This window comes from Mycobacterium numidiamassiliense, assembly GCF_900157365.1.
In the GTDB taxonomy this organism is placed as follows: domain Bacteria; phylum Actinomycetota; class Actinomycetes; order Mycobacteriales; family Mycobacteriaceae; genus Mycobacterium; species Mycobacterium numidiamassiliense.
The window spans coordinates 981,757-998,038 of the sequence record NZ_FUEZ01000003.1; the positions used below are offsets into that span (position 1 = coordinate 981,757).

Sequence of the window (16,282 nt, forward strand, 5' to 3'; positions counted from 1 at the left end):
TCGCTATGCGGATCGTCGTCGACCTGAACCGCTGCCTGGGGTATGCCCACTGCGTACCGCTGGCCCCGGAGGTTCTCAGACTCAACGGCGAAGAGGCCCTGACCTACGATCCCAACCCCGATGACGCCCAGCGTCTGCGGGTCATGCGGGCAGCGGCGGCCTGCCCGGTGCAGGCGATCATCGTCGACAAGCTCGACGCAGAGTAGCGAATCCGCATGAGCCCGAACGGCTTCAAGGACACCGGCCGCATCGTCATCGTCGGCGCTTCGCTCGCCGGGCTGCGTGCCGCTGAAGCGTTGCGGGAAGAGGGTTTTCGCGGACAGCTGACCATCGTTGGCGACGAACCCGACGAACCGTACGACCGGCCCCCGCTGTCCAAGCAAGTCCTCAAAGGGTGGGTGGCGGCCGATCATACGAAGCTACCGCGGTTGCGTGCGGTGGACGCACAGTGGCGACTCGGGGTTCCCGCGACCGCCCTGGACCGGGCCAATCAACTGGTGCGGCTCGCCGACGGTAGCGAGGTGCCAGGTGACCGCCTGCTGATCGCCACGGGTGTGCGGTCGCGCCGATGGCCCAACGCGGAGGAGGCCGCGCTGCAAGGTGTGCACACGGTGCGCACCAGCACCGATGCCGCACGATTGCAGGCCGCGCTGGGCGCCCGCCCGCGGCGGGTGCTGATCATCGGTTCCGGGTTCATCGGGTCGGAGGTGGCCTCGGTGTGCCGGGAGCTTGACCTGGAAGTCACCGTCACCGAGCGCGGTCCGGCACCGCTGTGCGGCCCGCTGGGCGGCGTGATCGGCGCGATCGCCGCCGAGATGCAGCGCGCGGCCGGCGTGGATCTTCGCACCGGTGTCTCGGTACTCGCGCTGGAGGGCGATGCGGACGGGCACGTGCGGCGCGCGCGGCTCTCCGACGGCAGCACGCTCGACGTCGACGTGGTGGTGACGTCATTGGGCTCAATCCGCAACGTCGAGTGGCTCGAGGGGGCTGGGCTGGCCGCCGGATTCTGGGGCGTCGGTTGCGACGCTGGATGCCGCGCATTCGACATCAATGCGGTGGTCACCGACCACGTCTTCGTGGCCGGCGACATCGCCCGGGCCCCGCATGTCCTCTACGACTACGAGTTCCTGGCGATGGAACATTGGGACAACGCCGTCTTGGGTGCCCGGGTGGCCGCGCACAACATGGTGTGCGACGAGGTCGACCGCTGGGCGCATCTACTGATTCCGCAGTTCTGGTCGGCCCAGTTCGGTGTCAACATTAAATCCGTCGGCGTGCCGTCATTCGGCGACGAGATCGTCTTCACCCAGGGATCGGTGCAGCAGCGCCGATTCGCCGCCGCGTACGGTCGTCGCGGCCGCATCGTCGGCGCGGTCACTTTCAATCACGCGAAATGGATCGACTACTACCGCGACCAGATCGCGCATTCCGGACCGTTTCCCCCGCATCCGCCCGGTTTTGATTTTCCCGAGAGCATGCGTGTGATGCCCGCCGACTTCCCCGCGCGCGGCGTGCCGACCGAAGCCCCGGACGTGGTGCTGACCGGCCACGACCCCAGCGAAAGGCGAGCGGAATTCCGTCCTCGACACCAGATGAGTGAGTAGTGCCATGACCCCCGAAGAGGCATTTGACGCCGCGATGCGGCACGAAAACCGCGCCAACCCCTACCCGTTCTTCGACGAGCTTCGCAAGACACCGGTGGCACGGGTGACCAACGGCATCTACGCCGTCACCGGCTACGACGAACTCATGGCGCTGGCCCACGACCCGCGCGTCAGTTCAGACCTGCGCAAAGGACGCCCGCCGGCGGGCCTTAATCGACGAGCCGCCGACCAGTCGGTGGTCGAGATGGCCGAGGCCTACGGCCAGGAGCCCAGCTTCATCGCGCAGGACCCGCCCGACCACGACCGGGCGCGCCGTCAGTGCATGCACTTTTTCGGACCACCCGATGCGCCGGATCTGATCCCGAGCCAGGAAGCGCTCTGTCAGCAGATCGTCGGCGAAATGCTCGACAGCGCGACGGGCAAGACCCGCATCGACGTCGTCGATGACTTCGCCTACCCGCTGCCGGTCAACGTGATCTGCCGGATCATGGGCGTGCCCATCGAAGACGAGCCCCTGTTTCACGCGTGGCTCGCCGACATCACGGCCGGCATCTTCGACCTCGGCCCCGACATCCAAACCGAGGAGGGCCAGGCCCGTCGCGCCAAGGGCGAAGCCGCCGATGTCGAACTGAACAAGTACATCCTCGGGCTGGCCGAGACGGCCGCGAAATCGCCTGGGCCAGGCATGATTTCGCAGTTGGTCCATGATAACGGGGCCGACGGGCGGATGTCGATGAGCGCCATCGTCAACAACACCATCTTGCTGTTCTTCGCCGGTCACGACTCCACGGTCAATCTCATCGCGCACTGCGTGCTCACCGTACTGCGCAACCCGTGGTCGATCGAATTGCTGCGCAGCACACCGGAATTGATTCCGGGCGCCATCGAGGAAGTGCTCCGTTTGCAGTCGTCAGTGCAATTCTTTCCGACTCGCTCGGCGCTGGCCGATATTGACATCGCCGGCACCACCATCCCCAAGGGCGCGCCCATATATCTGATGTACGGGGCGGCCAACAGGGATCCGCGGCGCTTCCGCGATCCGAATGCGTTCGACCCGCAGCGCCCCGACAACGAGCACGTCGGCTGGGGCCGCGGCATCCACATTTGCTTCGGCGGTCCGCTGGCCCGGCTGGAAGTCAACACCGCCTTCGAGGCGTTTCTTCGCCGGGTAGACAATCCACGGCTGGTCGAAGACCCGCCTCCCTACCGGATCAGCCAGGTGTTCCGCGGGCCCCAGCATCTGTTGGTGGATTACGACCAGATCCTGCCCTGAGCAGCGGCTCACCAACGCCCGCGATGGACAACCTCGTCGAAGGGCCGCCGGTCGGGTTTGCGGATCACCGTGAGCGGACGATCGGCGGGATATCCGACGCCGAGTAGGAAGGCGACCTGATGGTCGTCGGGCACACCCAGGATGGCGCGCGCCTTGGCCTGATCTCCCACCGACGAGTGGCCGGTGCCGATGCCCAGGTCGGTGGCCGCGATCATCATCGCCATCGTCGCCTGGCCGACGTCGTAGTTGTCGGTCACCAGCCTGCGTTCGTCCGGTGGTTCCGGCACCACCAGCGCGATGGCCGCGGGCGCGCCCGCGATGTGCCCGGCGCCGCGCCAGACCGTGGACAGCTCCTGCAGCTGCGTCTTGTCGGTCACGATCACGAAGTCCCATGGCTGGCGGTTTTTCGCCGACGGCGCCCGCCACCCGGCTTCGGCGATTCGGTTCAGGTCGTCCTCTGATACCGGTTGCGGTGTGTACTGGCGCACGTTGCGCCGGGCGCGGATCGCGTCCCAGGTTTCCATGTCGTACCTCTCTCATCCGCGCCCGTCAACGCCGCGAATGACGTTGGGGCTTGCCCCTTCTCAGGTTAGCCACACCGGATTCGTCAAGGCGACCATCGCGCCGAGCCGGCCGCGACGCGCGCTGCGCACCTCTAATCGTGCGAAGCGCGCTGACGCCGCGTCGATCTCCCATTGCAACCGGGCCGATGCCGATCGCACACTCGCCCGACCCGCGCACCCGGCCCCGGTGATCAGGGCGGCGGTTGTGCCGGGGGCCCCGCTGATCACGGCAGTGACCGTCGCCGCCGCGCCGGGCGGCGCCCGCAATGTCTGTCCGGGACCGGCCACCTCGTCGGCGCCGCTGTTCGGGCAGGTCGCGATCAGCTCGCACGCGACCTCGGATGACCCGACGATGTAGGAGCGGCCGCGGCGCAGCCCGTCGACGATCGCGGCGATCGACAACTCGGGCGCATGCACGGCCGTCTGCGGCGAGCCGACCACTTGGTGTTTGCCGTGCGAGTCACTGCCGCCGACCGCGACGATGTGCCGGCCCTGTCGCAACAACCGCTGCCAAATACGAAGGGACACTTCATCATCGACGTTCCAGCGACCGTTCCACACCTCGAGTGCGTCCACATCGCCGAAGCCGAACTCCCATGCCGATCCCGGCAGCGGCACCGCGGGATGCGCGGCGACCACCAAGCCGCCGGCCTGGCGAACCTCGGCGGCGAACCGGCCGAACACCCCATCGCGTGGCCCGTATCGCCAGTCGACCCAGGCGTGTGCTGACAGTCCCACGGCAAGCCAGTGGCCGTGCCGGGTGGTGACCTCCTCGCCGGGAATTATCAACAGCGATCCGCTCCGGCATCGGGGCCACACCCGGTTGGCCGAGTTGGTGTTGTGCTCGGTGGAGACGATGAAATCCAACCTTGCGGCGTGTGCGGCCGACACCAGCTCATCAGGGTCACGCTCGCCGTCGGAGTGAACGGTGTGCAGATGCAGGTCTCCGCGGTACCAGCGTGCACCACCAACCGAGGCCGACGGCGGCGCCGGCGCCGGGCCACTCGCGACGGCGCGGCGATCGCTCTCGGCGGGTTGGCCGGCTTCGGCGGGCGCTTGGCCGCTCATTGTGACCCGCACCTGCCAGGCCATTCCCCACGGGCTCAGGACCACCGGGCCCAGCGCCACGGCCCAGATACCCGGTTCGATCGGGCCCGCCAGATAGCCCGGGGTGGCATAACCGCTGGAGATCACGAAGCCGTCGCGGGCCCCGCCCGACCAGCCCCTGAATCCGGCTGCATTGCCCAAGTCGAAGCCGGGCGGACCGAAGATGCCCAGATCCAACACGTTCCGAGCGATCCCGGCCGCGGCGAAGTCCTCATGAGACGTGCCGACCCGAATTTGCTGCACACCGGCCGGCACGTGGAACGGCAGGTAGGCCCACCGGTAGATGCCGAAACCAAACCGTCCCGAAAACGCTATCTCGATCGTCCCGTCGTCGTGTTGCTCGGTTGTCGCACCGTGCACGACCAGCGGGTTGCTCATGGCTGTCTCCCCTGTTGGCGTCCGATCGGATCCGCCAACAGCATTCGCCATTAAGGAGTAATCACCCGTTACATCGACACGAACGAATGCCGTCGGTTTGCTGTAGGACTGATGAGGCGGCGACCCGCAAAGCGCTCGAGATTCGCTAGATCCTGGCCCGCTGCGCGGCGACGAACAAGTTCCCCGGAACCTGGTCCTCGACCTGTTCGGGAACCCTGCGCCCATAGCCGGCCATCAGCTCGAGCGACAGCGTGACCGTGACATCCCAGCCGTGGCGCCCGAACCACTCACCGACGTCCTCGCGCTCCTCGAAGTACCACAACTCGTCAGTGCTCGGGATCTCGCGCTGTGGGTCTTTTTCGGCGAGGAACGTACGCACCCGGTCCATCCGGGCGCGCCGCTTCGCCCTGGTGTCGGGATCGAGGAACTTCGGCCCCAGCGCCTCGACGGCGACCCGGCTCCCGATGGCGGTCAGGCCCTGCACCCGCTCGAAGAGCAGCTCCTGGGCCACGGCCGGCAGGTACGGCATCAGTCCCTCCGCCGACCACACGCTGGGCACCGCGGGGTCAAAACCCGCCTGCCGCAACGCGGCCGGCCAGTCGTGGCGCAGGTCCACTGGCACCGCGATCCGATTGCACGCGGCTTGTGCGCCGTGCTCGTTCAGCGTCGAAGCCTTGAAATCCAGCACCCGGGGCTGGTCGAGCTCGTAGACCGTCGTCCCGTCCGGCCAGGGCAACCGCCACGACCGCGCGTCCAGGCCCGCGGCCAGGATCACCACCTGCCGGATGCCCGCGTTCGTCGCGTCGAGGAAGAAGGAATCGAAAAACGCGGTCCGCGACGCCATGTAGCCGACCATCGAGCGCATCTGCAGGGCCAAGTCCGGCTCGGATTCCAGGAGCTCGGCGGGCAGCTGTGGGGCCGAGAACCAGTTCCAGACTCCATCACCGACGGCGTCGAGGAACACCCGCGCGAACGGGTCGCGGATCAGGGGATTGTCACTCTCGGTTTCCGCTGCCCGGGAGGCCGCGACGCCCAGCGCCGTCGCCCCCACGCTCTCGGTGATTTCCCAGCTGTCGTTGTCGGTTCTCGCCACGCTCAACCCCTCCGCTTACTAGTACGCCTAGGTAACGACCCTACGCGTGTCGTATGTGAACAAGCTGTCCGCGAGGTTCACGCGCGCTGGCCCTCAGGTATCCGGTTAAGTTGTCGACGGGCAGTCAGTTGCGCGGGCCCCCGATCCAAAGGATCTTTGACATGCGAGTTGACGGGCGCGAGATCAGCGTCTCGGGCAGCTTGCTGCAACCTGTGACCCGACGGACCAACGACATCCTGCGGCTCATCCTGTCCGCGGTGTTCCTCGCGACCGTGATCACCAGCTCGGTGATCACCCGTCCGCGCTGGATAGCGCTGGAGAAATCGGTGTCGGAAATCGTGGGGGTCTTGACGCCCACCCAGTCCGACGTGGTGTACCTGGTGTACGGGCTCGCGATCCTGGCGTTGCCGTTCATGATCCTGATCGGCCTGATCGTGGCCCGGCAATGGAAACTGTTGGGCGCGTATGCGGCCGCCGCGATGCTGGCCGCCCTCCCGTTGTCGATCAGCAGCAACCGCATCGCCGCGCCCCGCTGGCACTTCGACCTCTCGGATCGGCTCAGCACCCTGCCGGCCCAGTTCCTCGACGACCCGCGGTGGATCGCCATGCTGGCGGCGGTGCTGACCGTGTCGGGTCCCTGGCTGCCCGCGCGCTGGCGGCATTGGTGGTGGGCACTGTTGCTCGCCTTCGTGCCCATTCACCTCGTCATCAGCGCCGTCGTCCCGGCCCGCTCCCTGGTGGGTCTTGCGGTCGGGTGGTTCGTCGGTGCGCTGGTGGTCCTCGCCGTCGGCACTCCCGCCCTCGAAGTCCCGCTGGAGGAGGCGGTTCGCGCGATGGCCAAACGCGGCTGCGTCGTATCGCGGCTCACGGTGGTCCGGCCGGCCGGGCCGGGCGCGCTCGTGTTGTCCTCGGATTCCGGGGATCCGGATTGCACGGCGGACATCGAGCTGTACGGCCCACACCAGCGCAGCGGGGGTGCGCTGCGGGAACTCTGGCGCAAGCTGCGACTGCGCGACACCGAGACCGCACCACTGCAGGCCTCGATGAGCCGTGCCGTCGAGCACCGCGCGCTGATGGCCATCGCCATCGGCGATGCGGGCGTCGCCAACACCTCGACCATCGCCTTCGCGGCGCTGGACAGGGGATGGACGCTTTACGCGCACAAGCCCGTTCGCGGGATCCCGCTCGACGAATGTGCCGACACCACGCCGGTCGCCAAAGTGTGGGAAGCGCTACACACTTTGCACGGCTACCAGATCTCGCACGGCGACCTGCGCGGCAACGAGATCACGGTCGACGACGGCGAGGTGCTCTTCGGCGGATTCGGCAGCGCCGAATACGGTGCCACCGATGCCCAACTGCGATCCGACATCGTCCAACTGCTGGTGACGACGTCGGCGTTGTACGACGCCAAATCCACGGTGGGCGCCGCGATCGACGTGTTCGGCAAAGACATCGTCCTGAGGGCCTCGCGCCGGCTCACCAAATCTGCTGTGCCCAAACGGATCCGGAAGTCAGTGACCGATCCGAGCGGTGTCATTTCGCGCCTGCGCGCCGAGGTCAAACACCAAACGGGAGCCGATCAGATCAAGACCGAACCGATCACCCGGTTCACCCGCAGCCAGGTGATTCAACTAGTGCTGCTAGGCGCCCTCGTCTACGTCGCATATCCCTTCATCAGCACGGTGCCGACCTTCTTTTCCGAACTGCGCCATGCGAACTGGTGGTGGGCGCTGCTGGGTTTGGTGATATCGGCGTCGACGTACGTGGGCGCGGCGGCCGCCCTGTGGGCCTCCGCGGACGAGACGGTGAGCTTTTGGCGGCTCTCAGTTGCCCAGGTGGCCAACACTTTTGCCGCGACAACGACCCCGGCCGGAGTCGGCGGGCTCGCGCTCAGCACGCGCTACTTGCAGAAGGGGGGCGGGCTGTCTCCGATGCGGGCCACCACGGCGGTGGCGCTGCAGCAATCCGTGCAGGTGATCATGCACCTCGGACTGCTGATTTTGTTCAGCACGGTGGCGGGCGCATCGATGAACCTGTCGCATTTCGTCCCGGACGCCACCGTGCTGTACCTGATCGCGGGTGTGACGCTGGGCATTGTCGGCACATTTCTGTTCGTGCCCACCCTGCGGCGCTGGCTGGCGACAGACCTGCGCCCGAAAGTGAAGGAGCTGAGCCGCGATCTCATCGAGGTCGCGCGTGAGCCCAAACGACTCGGCTTGATCGTACTCGGTTGCACCGGAACGACTCTCGGCGCAGCGTTGGCCCTGTGGGCCAGTGTCGAGGCCTTCGGGGGCGGGGCGACGTTTGTCACCTGCACGGTGGTGACGATGGTCGGCGGAACGCTCGCCTCGGCCGCGCCGACGCCCGGCGGTGTCGGCGCCGTCGAGGCTGCGCTGATCGGTGGGCTCGCCGCCTTCGGTGTACCCGCGGCGGTCGGCGTGCCGTCGGTTCTGCTGTATCGGGTGCTCACCTGCTGGATTCCCGTCTTCGTCGGCTGGCCGGTGATGCGCTGGCTGACCGAAAACGAAATGGTGTAGCGCTGATTAGGATTCGCCGGTCGTATCCTGAACGCTCACCAGGACGACTGAAATCCTCGCGCTCTCACCGACCCTGGTGGTGAGATAGAGCGGGTAATAGTCCGGGAGCACCGACTGCGCCACGCTGATAGCGACAGTGGCGGTGGCCGACCCGCCGGCGCCGAACTGTCCAGAAACCGGCGCCGCGGTAATCCCCGTGTCGGTGGACACCCCGTTGATCGTATAACCGCCGGTCTTGTCGATCATCTGCTGGGCGTCCAGAGCCACCGTGCCGGTGCTTCCCGGGGCGATATCGACGACCGGGCTTGCAACATTCACGGCCACCGCCGAACTGTACTCACCGAACGAGGGTGGCGCAGCGGATTCGGCTGTGCCCCAAGCCTTGTCGGCGTGGGCCGCAAGCGAGTACCTGAGCTCACCGCCCGTCTGGATAATCGACTCCGGCAGCCAAGTGTGGTCGGTGGCTTGCCCATCAATCTTCAGGCCGCTGATGTACCTCAGCGGGTCTGGTCCCGATGCACCCGGCGCGAACATCCGGATGAATTTTCCGCCCGGAAGCGCGATCACGACGCGGTCGAAGATCGGTGTGCTTACCGTGAGGATGGGTGTTCCCGGCGTAATCGGATACAGGCCGAGGGCGGCCCACACATACCAGCTGGCCATCGCGCCGAGGTCGTCGTTCCCGGGCTCGCCATCGGGCGTGGGACCGAACAACCCGCGCACCCGGTCGACCGTGTGCTGGGTCTTCCACGGCTGACCAACGTAGTTGTATAGCCACGGCACTCCAAAGCCCGGCTCGTTGCCGGCCCAGAGGTAGGGCTCATCGGGACCCTCGTTGAGCTTCTTCACGAACTCGTCCAGACGGGCGGCCATGGCCTGGCGACCACCCAACGCGGTCGCCAGGCCGGCGACATTGTGCGGCACCAACCAGACGTATTGCTCGGCGTTGCCCTCGTCAAAGCCATCCTGGCCGAAGCCGGTAGAAGAATGCACGAAACCCGGTCCGCTGTCGAACAATCCGAAACCGTTGCGCGGCGAGATGAAGTGGGTGGTGGGATTGAACAGGTTGTGCCAGTACTGGGCTCGACGCTGGAATTCGGCCGCTGTCGCCACATCCCCGAGCGACTCGGCAAATCGCGAGATAGCGAAGTCGTCGATTGACCACTCCAGCGTAATCGACGCGTCGGGGCCAAACTCCCGCGTGTGCGGGGCATAACCCAGGCGCAAGTAGGTCTCGATGCCCGGCCTCTCCACGTAGCCGCCCATCCCCATACCGCCTGTAGTCGCCCCGTTCACCATGTAGTGCAGTGCCGTTTTCACGTCGAAGTCGGTAGCGCCGTAAGCGTGCAAGCTCGCGATGAGCGGCACCACGTTGTCTCCGGTCATCTCACCGGTCGCGACATTCGCAAGCGGCCAGCGCGGAAACGCTCCGCTCTGCTCGGCGTCAGTGACCAGCGATTGGGCCATGTCGCTGGCACGCTCCGGGAACAGCAGCGCCTGCAGAGCAGCCAGACATCGGTAGGTGTCCCAGTCGGAAAAATTCGTGTACTGGGTGTGCCCCTCGGCCACGTTGTGGATGAGGTTGTCGAATCCGATGTAACGTCCGTCAACATCGTTGAATGTGTTGGGGTGCAACAGCGATCGATACAGGGAGGTATAGAAGGTCTCTATATCGCGGCCATTTCTGCCGGCGACCGCGATGCGCGACAGCGCGGCGTTCCATGCCGACGACGCGGCGCTGCGGACGTCCTCGAAGCTCGTGGCGCCCTCGGCTGCCAGGTTTGCCCGCGCTGCGTCGATGCTGACGTAGGAGAGCGCGGTCCGCACCTCGATCGTCGACCCCGCCGGGAACTGCACATAGCCGCCGCTGTAGGGCGAAGCCGCACCATGCGCTCCGGCATGGACCGCTTCGCCATCCCAGGTGCCGAAGGTGGTGAACGGCTGGCTGAACCTCATCGCGAAATACACGGTGTAGGTGTTTTGCTTGTCGCAGAAGCTGCCGCTGCCCGCCCAGCCGGTGATGGTGGTTTGGTCCTCGCCGATCTGGATGGCCGCGCGGGAGTTGCCCGCCAGCGACGCGCCGGAACGCACATGGAACAGGGCGGGACGGCCGTTGTGTGGGTAGCTGAACCGGCCGACGCCGGTGCGCGCAGTGGCGGTCAGTTCCGCAGTCACCCCAGTCTCGGGAAACCGCACCGTGTAGTACCCAGGCACGCCACGCTCTGTTTTGTCGTGGGCGATCCGTTCCCAGGCGTTCCAGGGCTGCGAGCCGATCGCGCGGGTGGTCGGCAGCATGGAGATGTCGCCGAATGCGGCACAGCCCACCGAGGCATGGGTCATGCTGAACCCTGTCGCGCGTGGGTTGTCGAAGTTGTAGCCGGCGTAGTTGCCAACGGTGTCCGGCGAATACTGCACCATTCCGAACGGCACGGCGGGGCCAGGGAAGTTGTTGATCTCCCCAACCGTTTCACCGCCCGTGCCGGTCCCAATCAGCGTGTCGACATGAGCCACCGGATTCGCGACAAACGAGGGTTCACCGTCGTATGCGAAAGGCGGAGCCGCCGCCACGAACGTCGCGGACACAGCCGCAACCGCTACCAGCGCGATGAGGGTCCTCGGCGACCGCATAGGACTCTCTTACTGCATAACCGTGTCTCGCCGTGGCGTTTCGACACGGATCTTCGAGAACGACGGATTCGACGGCCACACCGGCACACTGAAAACCCCTGCGCCGCGAGGCCGGTTTGGTCGTACGGTATTCGCATGGCCGAAGAGTCGTACGCGATCGATGCCGGGCACCCACCGTCAGCCCTGCTCAAAATTCTCAACCCGGTACTGGGATTCCTGCTGCGCACGCCGCTCGCCGGGCCGGCACGCAAGCAGCTCATGGTGCTGAGCTTCACCGGGCGAAAGTCGGGGCGGGAGTTCACGATTCCGGTGAGCGCCCACCTGATCGACAACGACCTGTATGCGCTGACCGGCGCTGTATGGAAGCAGAACTTCAGCGGCGGCGCGGACGCCCAGGTCGTCTACGACGGCAAGTCAACCGCCATGCGCGGCGAGCTCATCCGCGACCGCGCCATCGTCTCGGGTCTCTACCTGAAGTGTGCACAGTCCTATGGCGCGCGCCGGGCCCAGGTGATGATCGGATTGAAATTCCGCGACCAGCGCGTCCCGACGCTCGAGGAGTTCGCCGAGGCCGTCGACCGCATGAAGTTGTGCGCGATCAAGTTCACCCCGGCGCCGTAACGAGCGGCCCCGCGCCCGCGGCCGCGTAGGTTCGGGTGATCACTGGCCGCTCGAACCCGGCCCTACCCACGGCCCGTCGCACCGCCTCGCCGACCACCTCCACCCGATCGATCGGCACCAGCGCGATCACGCAGCCCCCGAAGCCGCCGCCGGTCATCCGGGCGCCGAGGGCACCCGCGCGAACCGCGGTATCGGCGATCAGGTCGATGTGGGCGGTGGTGATGTCGAAATCGTCGCGCATCGACGCATGCGAAGCGGTGAAGATCCGGCCCGCCTCGGCGAAGTCCGAATCACTTAGCACAGCAACACAATCGAGCACACGTTGGTTCTCGGTCAACACATGACGGGCACGACGGACGTCGACCGGATCGGTCGCCGCGGCCGTAACGGAGGCCAGCACCGAGGGTCCGCGATCGTGAACCTCGCGCAATGACGACACCCCGAGATCAGCGGCCACCCGCTCGCACGATGCACGCCGGGCCGCGTACTCGCCGCCGGCGTGACGATGGCGCGACCGGGAGTCGATCAACAGCAGTGCGACGCCGCAGCCATCGGGGTCGAAGACCACCGGCTCGACGGTGAGGTCGCGGAAGTCGATGAGCAGGGCCGTCGACGGCGCGCCGAACAGCGATGCCAGCTGGTCGAGCAAACCCGTTGGGGCGCCGACATAGTCGTTCTCGGCGCGCTGCGCGAGCAGCGCCTGGTCCTTCGCGTCGATGCACGCACCGGTCGCCGACGTGATCGCGCCCAGCGTCGCGCATTCCAGCGCCGCCGACGACGACAGGCCCGACCCCATCTCCACGTCGCTGGTGATCGACATCGCGCCGCCCGGCACCGAGTGACCGGCCTGGCGCAGCGCCCACATCACTCCGGCCACGTAACTCGCCCAGCCGTCCACCTCACCGGGGGCGGTGCCCAGCGGAATGCGCACCGCGCCGTCCGCGCGGTCGCTGGTCACGGTGATGGCATCGCCGTGATCAGGGGCAAAGCTCGCCACCGTGCGCTGGGGCAGCGCGATCGGCAGTGCGAACCCGAAGTTGTAGTCGGTGTGCTCGCCGATCAGGTTGATCCGCCCGGGCGCGGCGTAGCGGATCGTCATCGAAGTTCCCGCAGCCGCCCCGCCACGCTCTCGGGAGTGACGTCACCGATGAACGCGTCCATCGCCGATTCCGAGGCCGCCAAGTACTTGAGCTTGGTCGCGCTGCGCCGGATCGACATCAGCTCGACGTGAAAGTAGCCTTCCGCCTGAGCATTGGTGTCGGCGAACTGGTGCAGCGCCGAAATATACGGCAGCGCAGTCGAATACATTCGGTCGAACCGGCCCAACACGTCGAGGTAGACCTCGGCGAACGCGTCGAGCTCGTCGTCGTTCAAGTCGACGAGGTTGCGCACGAACCTGTTCGGGTAGATGTGCACCTCAACCGGCCAGCGCGCGGCGAACGGTACGAACGCCGTGAACAGATCGGTGCGCGCGACGATGCGACTGCCGTCGGCGATCTCGCGCGCGAGTAGGTCGGCAAAGAGGTTGTCGCCGTGACGCATTCGATGCTCGTGCGCCTGCCCGAGCATCGCGGCGGTGCGCGGCGTCAGATAGGGGTAGCCGTAGATCTGACCGTGCGGGTGGGTCAGCGTCACGCCGATTTCCTCGCCGCGGTTTTCGAAACAGAACACCTGCTCGATGCCCGGTGCGGCCATCAGGTCAGCGGTGCGGTGCCGCCAGGCCTCGACCACCAGCCGGGCGTGCGCCGGACGCAATTGCGCGAACGAGCCGGTGTGGTCGCTGGAAAAACAGATCACCTCCGTGCGGCCATGCCCTGGAGCAGACACAAAGCCGTCACCGGCGGGCACACCCACCGGCTCACCGGCGCCGGACAGGCTCGGAAACCGGTTCTCGAATACGACGACGTCGTAGTCCGGTGCCGGCACCTCGCTCGTCAGTCCGGTCGGGCCCGGACACAGCGGGCACTGGTCGGGGGGCGGCTTATAGGTGCGGTCTTGTCGCAGCGCGGCGATGATCACCCACTGCCCGGTCGACCGGTCGAACCGCAACTGAGACTGGTCGGGGGTGCGCTGCGGCAAGGGCCTGCGATCGGTGACCGGCGCCGGACGATGTCCGGGCAACGCGAAGAACAGCAGCTCACGGCCATCGGCCAGCTTCGCCCGGGTCGGCGCTGTCACGATCTCGAAGACTAGCTTGGCCGCCGCGACGGAGTTCGGGTAACCATGGGGTGTCCCACCGATGCGAGGAGGTCCACCCATAGCTGTGCTCTACGAACGGGCCCGAAACTGGTTGATCGGGTCTGACCCGGGGCTGCTGCGGCTGCGCATGGCGACTCGAACCACGGCCGCGCTGGGCTGCTCACTCGCCGTGCTCTCCGTGCTGACCAAAGCGACCGGTCAGCCGCTGACGGTGGCGCTGCTGGGCGTCGTCATCACCATGATCGCGGCCCGATCCGTCAACGAGCCGGACCCGCAACAGCAGCGCATCACCATGGCGCTCGTCCCACTGCCCGCGACGGCATCCGTCGTCGCGGCCACGTTGCTGGCTCCGCACCCCATCGCCGCCGACGTGGTCTTCGTGGCGGTGGTGTTCGGCGCGGTCTACGTCCGGCGCTTCCAAGCGCGCGGCAGAGCGCTGGGCATGGTCGCCTTCATGTCCTACTTCATGACCTTGTACCTGCGAGCCGGCCTCGCGGAGCTGCCCTGGTTGATCGCGGCCGTCGTGGTGGGGACGGTGTGCACGTTCGTGATGAGCACCTACGTGCTGCCCGATCGACCAGAACGCGTGCTGCACGCGACGATTCGGGCGCTGCGGGCGCGGATGGCCATCGTCATCGACACTACCGCCGAGGTGGTGCGCACGGGCCGCCTCGATGAACGCCGACGCCGCCAGATGCGGGCCCGCACCATCCGGCTCAACGAGACCGCCCTGATGATGCAGGACCAGATCGAAGACAAGTTCAACCCCGCCATGCTCTACCGCGGCGTCAGCGCAGAACAATTGGCGCCGTGGCTGTTCGATGCCGAACTCGCCATCGAATGGGTCGCCACCGCTGGCCGCCGAGCGGCCGTAATCTCCTCGCAGGATCCCTCGGCGATACCGGACGCGACCCGCGCCGAGATGGTCACGGCGCTCGCACTGCTGTCACGGGCGATGCGCGCGCCACAGGAGGGCGGCCTTCGGCAGGCTGCGAGCCAGGCTCAACGGGTTCTCGACCACCAGCCGGATAGCGCCACCGACGACGAGGGCGACGCCGCGGTGCGCCGCCTTGCGCTGGCAATCATCAACGCGGCCACCGCGACAGCCGAAGTGCGGGCCATCGTCGAGGGCGCCATTTCCGGGCATACTGCCTCGGTCGAGGCCATCGACAGCGCGCCACCCGCCGATGACGAGCCGCCGGAGCAGGGCCTGCCGCAGACGACCCGGCAAGCCATCCAGGTGGCCGTCGCCGCCTCGTTGACCATCGTGGCCGGCGAGTTGTTGTCGCCCACTCGCTGGTATTGGGCGGTGATTGCGGCATTCGTGATCTTCGCGGGCACCAACTCCTGGGCCGAAACGCTCACCAAAGGCTGGCAACGACTGCTCGGCACCGTGCTCGGCGTGCCCTGCGGCGTGCTGGTGGCCACGCTGTTCGCCGGCGACAAGACGGGATCGCTGGTTGCGATCGTCGTGTGCTTGTTCTGCGCCTTCTATTTCATGACGGTGACCTACAGCCTGATGACGTTCTGGATCACCACGATGCTGGCGTTGCTCTACGGTCTGCTCGGCGAATTCTCCCTCGGCGTGCTGATGCTGCGGATCGAGGAGACGGCGATCGGCGCCGTGATCGGCATCGCCGTAGCCATCGTGGTGCTGCCGACGCATACCCGGACCGCTATCCGCAAGGACACCAAGACGTTTCTGGCCAGCCTGTCGGACCTGATCGACATCTCCACGGCGACGATGTTCGGCGGTGACGAGACGACCAGCCCGACGGAACGGGCGCGGGAGCTGGACCGCAACCTCCAACAGTTCCGGGTCACCGCCAAGCCGTTGCTGGCCGGTGTCACCGGCCCGGCCAGCCGGCGAAGCATTCAGCGCGGTCTGCGGATATTCGGCGCGTGCGATCAGTACGGTCGAAGCCTGGCCCGCAACAGCGAGCGATACCAGGACCCCGTTGGGTCCGAACGGTTGTCGGACGCCTTCATCTCCGCCGCGACACAGACCCGGCGCAACATCGACGCGCTCATCGCGCTCGTCGACGGCGCCGACGACGTGACCGTCGATTCCGCGACCGACGACCTCGATTCCGCGGAGTGCCGCGCCCGCAATCTCCGCGAGGGTGAACCGCAACTCGATATTCGACGGTTCCTCACCGCGGTACACGCGCTCCGCCAGATCGAGCGGTCCATCATCACCGAGGCAATCAACCTCGGTGCCCGCGACGGCCTAAAGGCCCCGAGTCCGGCGGCACGCTGATTTCCGCAACCATCGA

Annotated in this window: 12 protein-coding genes; 6 read left to right on the top strand and 6 right to left on the bottom strand. The window is 66.8% G+C overall.

Going from position 1 to position 16,282, the window contains the following annotated elements:
* Positions 1 to 5 precede the first annotated feature (5 nt).
* From MNAB215_RS04515 to MNAB215_RS04525, 3 genes are read left to right on the top strand one after another with little or no spacing between them, the layout of a single operon-like run.
* Positions 6 to 206 (top strand): ferredoxin, encoded by a 201-nt coding sequence (locus tag MNAB215_RS04515; RefSeq protein WP_077077638.1) that lies wholly within the window; start codon positions 6 to 8, stop codon positions 204 to 206.
* Positions 207 to 215: 9 nt separating this feature from the next.
* Positions 216 to 1,604 (top strand): NAD(P)/FAD-dependent oxidoreductase, encoded by a 1,389-nt coding sequence (locus MNAB215_RS04520; RefSeq protein WP_077077639.1) that lies wholly within the window; start codon positions 216 to 218, stop codon positions 1,602 to 1,604.
* A gap of 4 nt (positions 1,605 to 1,608) precedes the next feature.
* On the top strand, positions 1,609 to 2,877 hold the full coding sequence (locus MNAB215_RS04525) for a cytochrome P450 (protein ID WP_077077640.1): 1,269 nt from the start codon (positions 1,609 to 1,611) through the stop codon (positions 2,875 to 2,877).
* 8 nt (positions 2,878 to 2,885) lie between these two features.
* Here MNAB215_RS04525 and MNAB215_RS04530 read toward each other — a convergent pair whose 3' ends face one another.
* The 3 genes from MNAB215_RS04530 to MNAB215_RS04540 all read right to left on the bottom strand — a co-directional run bounded on the left by MNAB215_RS04530 (position 2,886) and on the right by MNAB215_RS04540 (position 6,018).
* On the bottom strand, positions 2,886 to 3,401 hold the full coding sequence (locus tag MNAB215_RS04530) for a nitroreductase family protein (RefSeq protein ID WP_077077641.1): 516 nt from the start codon (positions 3,399 to 3,401) through the stop codon (positions 2,886 to 2,888).
* A gap of 60 nt (positions 3,402 to 3,461) precedes the next feature.
* On the bottom strand, positions 3,462 to 4,925 hold the full coding sequence (locus tag MNAB215_RS04535; protein ID WP_077077642.1) for a CehA/McbA family metallohydrolase: 1,464 nt from the start codon (positions 4,923 to 4,925) through the stop codon (positions 3,462 to 3,464).
* A gap of 145 nt (positions 4,926 to 5,070) precedes the next feature.
* Positions 5,071 to 6,018 (bottom strand): class I SAM-dependent methyltransferase, encoded by a 948-nt coding sequence (locus MNAB215_RS04540; RefSeq protein ID WP_077077643.1) that lies wholly within the window; start codon positions 6,016 to 6,018, stop codon positions 5,071 to 5,073.
* Between the two features lie 161 nt (positions 6,019 to 6,179).
* On the opposite strand from MNAB215_RS04540, the gene MNAB215_RS04545 reads away from it, so the two are divergent.
* A complete protein-coding gene (locus tag MNAB215_RS04545; RefSeq protein WP_077077644.1) occupies positions 6,180 to 8,558 on the top strand; it encodes a lysylphosphatidylglycerol synthase transmembrane domain-containing protein in 2,379 nt (792 codons plus the stop codon).
* A 6-nt stretch (positions 8,559 to 8,564) separates the two neighbouring features.
* Here the strand turns inward: MNAB215_RS04545 and MNAB215_RS04550 are convergent, their stop codons facing one another.
* Positions 8,565 to 11,186, bottom strand: coding sequence for a GH92 family glycosyl hydrolase (locus tag MNAB215_RS04550; RefSeq protein ID WP_077077645.1), 2,622 nt, complete (start codon positions 11,184 to 11,186; stop codon positions 8,565 to 8,567).
* A 135-nt stretch (positions 11,187 to 11,321) separates the two neighbouring features.
* On the opposite strand from MNAB215_RS04550, the gene MNAB215_RS04555 reads away from it, so the two are divergent.
* Positions 11,322 to 11,807: a hypothetical protein gene (locus MNAB215_RS04555; protein WP_077077646.1), complete on the top strand. Its 486-nt coding sequence runs from the start codon at positions 11,322 to 11,324 to the stop codon at positions 11,805 to 11,807.
* On the opposite strand, the gene MNAB215_RS04560 is transcribed toward MNAB215_RS04555, so the two are convergent.
* Both MNAB215_RS04560 and galT read right to left on the bottom strand, forming a co-directional pair.
* Positions 11,791 to 12,906: a galactokinase gene (locus tag MNAB215_RS04560; RefSeq protein ID WP_077077647.1), complete on the bottom strand. Its 1,116-nt coding sequence runs from the start codon at positions 12,904 to 12,906 to the stop codon at positions 11,791 to 11,793. The two genes, MNAB215_RS04555 and MNAB215_RS04560, sit on opposite strands and share 17 nt — an antisense overlap.
* Positions 12,903 to 14,066, bottom strand: a complete 1,164-nt coding sequence (gene galT / locus MNAB215_RS04565; protein WP_077077648.1) for a galactose-1-phosphate uridylyltransferase — start codon at positions 14,064 to 14,066, stop codon at positions 12,903 to 12,905. Before galT ends, MNAB215_RS04560 begins: the two co-directional genes overlap by 4 nt.
* A 31-nt stretch (positions 14,067 to 14,097) precedes the next feature.
* Here galT and MNAB215_RS04570 point away from each other — a divergent pair, with 31 nt between their 5' ends.
* The gene (locus tag MNAB215_RS04570) at positions 14,098 to 16,266 is read left to right on the top strand and encodes an FUSC family protein (RefSeq protein WP_077078414.1); all 2,169 of its coding nucleotides are present in this window, start codon (positions 14,098 to 14,100) and stop codon (positions 16,264 to 16,266) included.
* Positions 16,267 to 16,282: the final 16 nt, after the last annotated feature.

What these genes read in the sequence shown, in the direction of transcription:
- MNAB215_RS04515 (WP_077077638.1), top strand. Translation starts at nt 6, where the DNA reads ATGCGGATCGTCGTCGACCTGAACCGCTGCCTGGGGTATGCCCACTGC.
- MNAB215_RS04520 (WP_077077639.1), top strand. Translation starts at nt 216, where the DNA reads ATGAGCCCGAACGGCTTCAAGGACACCGGCCGCATCGTCATCGTCGGC.
- MNAB215_RS04525 (WP_077077640.1), top strand. Translation starts at nt 1,609, where the DNA reads ATGACCCCCGAAGAGGCATTTGACGCCGCGATGCGGCACGAAAACCGC.
- MNAB215_RS04530 (WP_077077641.1), bottom strand. Translation starts at nt 3,401, where the DNA reads ATGGAAACCTGGGACGCGATCCGCGCCCGGCGCAACGTGCGCCAGTAC.
- MNAB215_RS04535 (WP_077077642.1), bottom strand. Translation starts at nt 4,925, where the DNA reads ATGAGCAACCCGCTGGTCGTGCACGGTGCGACAACCGAGCAACACGAC.
- MNAB215_RS04545 (WP_077077644.1), top strand. Translation starts at nt 6,180, where the DNA reads ATGCGAGTTGACGGGCGCGAGATCAGCGTCTCGGGCAGCTTGCTGCAA.
- MNAB215_RS04550 (WP_077077645.1), bottom strand. Translation starts at nt 11,186, where the DNA reads ATGCGGTCGCCGAGGACCCTCATCGCGCTGGTAGCGGTTGCGGCTGTG.
- MNAB215_RS04555 (WP_077077646.1), top strand. Translation starts at nt 11,322, where the DNA reads ATGGCCGAAGAGTCGTACGCGATCGATGCCGGGCACCCACCGTCAGCC.
- MNAB215_RS04560 (WP_077077647.1), bottom strand. Translation starts at nt 12,906, where the DNA reads ATGACGATCCGCTACGCCGCGCCCGGGCGGATCAACCTGATCGGCGAG.
- galT (WP_077077648.1), bottom strand. Translation starts at nt 14,066, where the DNA reads ATGGGTGGACCTCCTCGCATCGGTGGGACACCCCATGGTTACCCGAAC.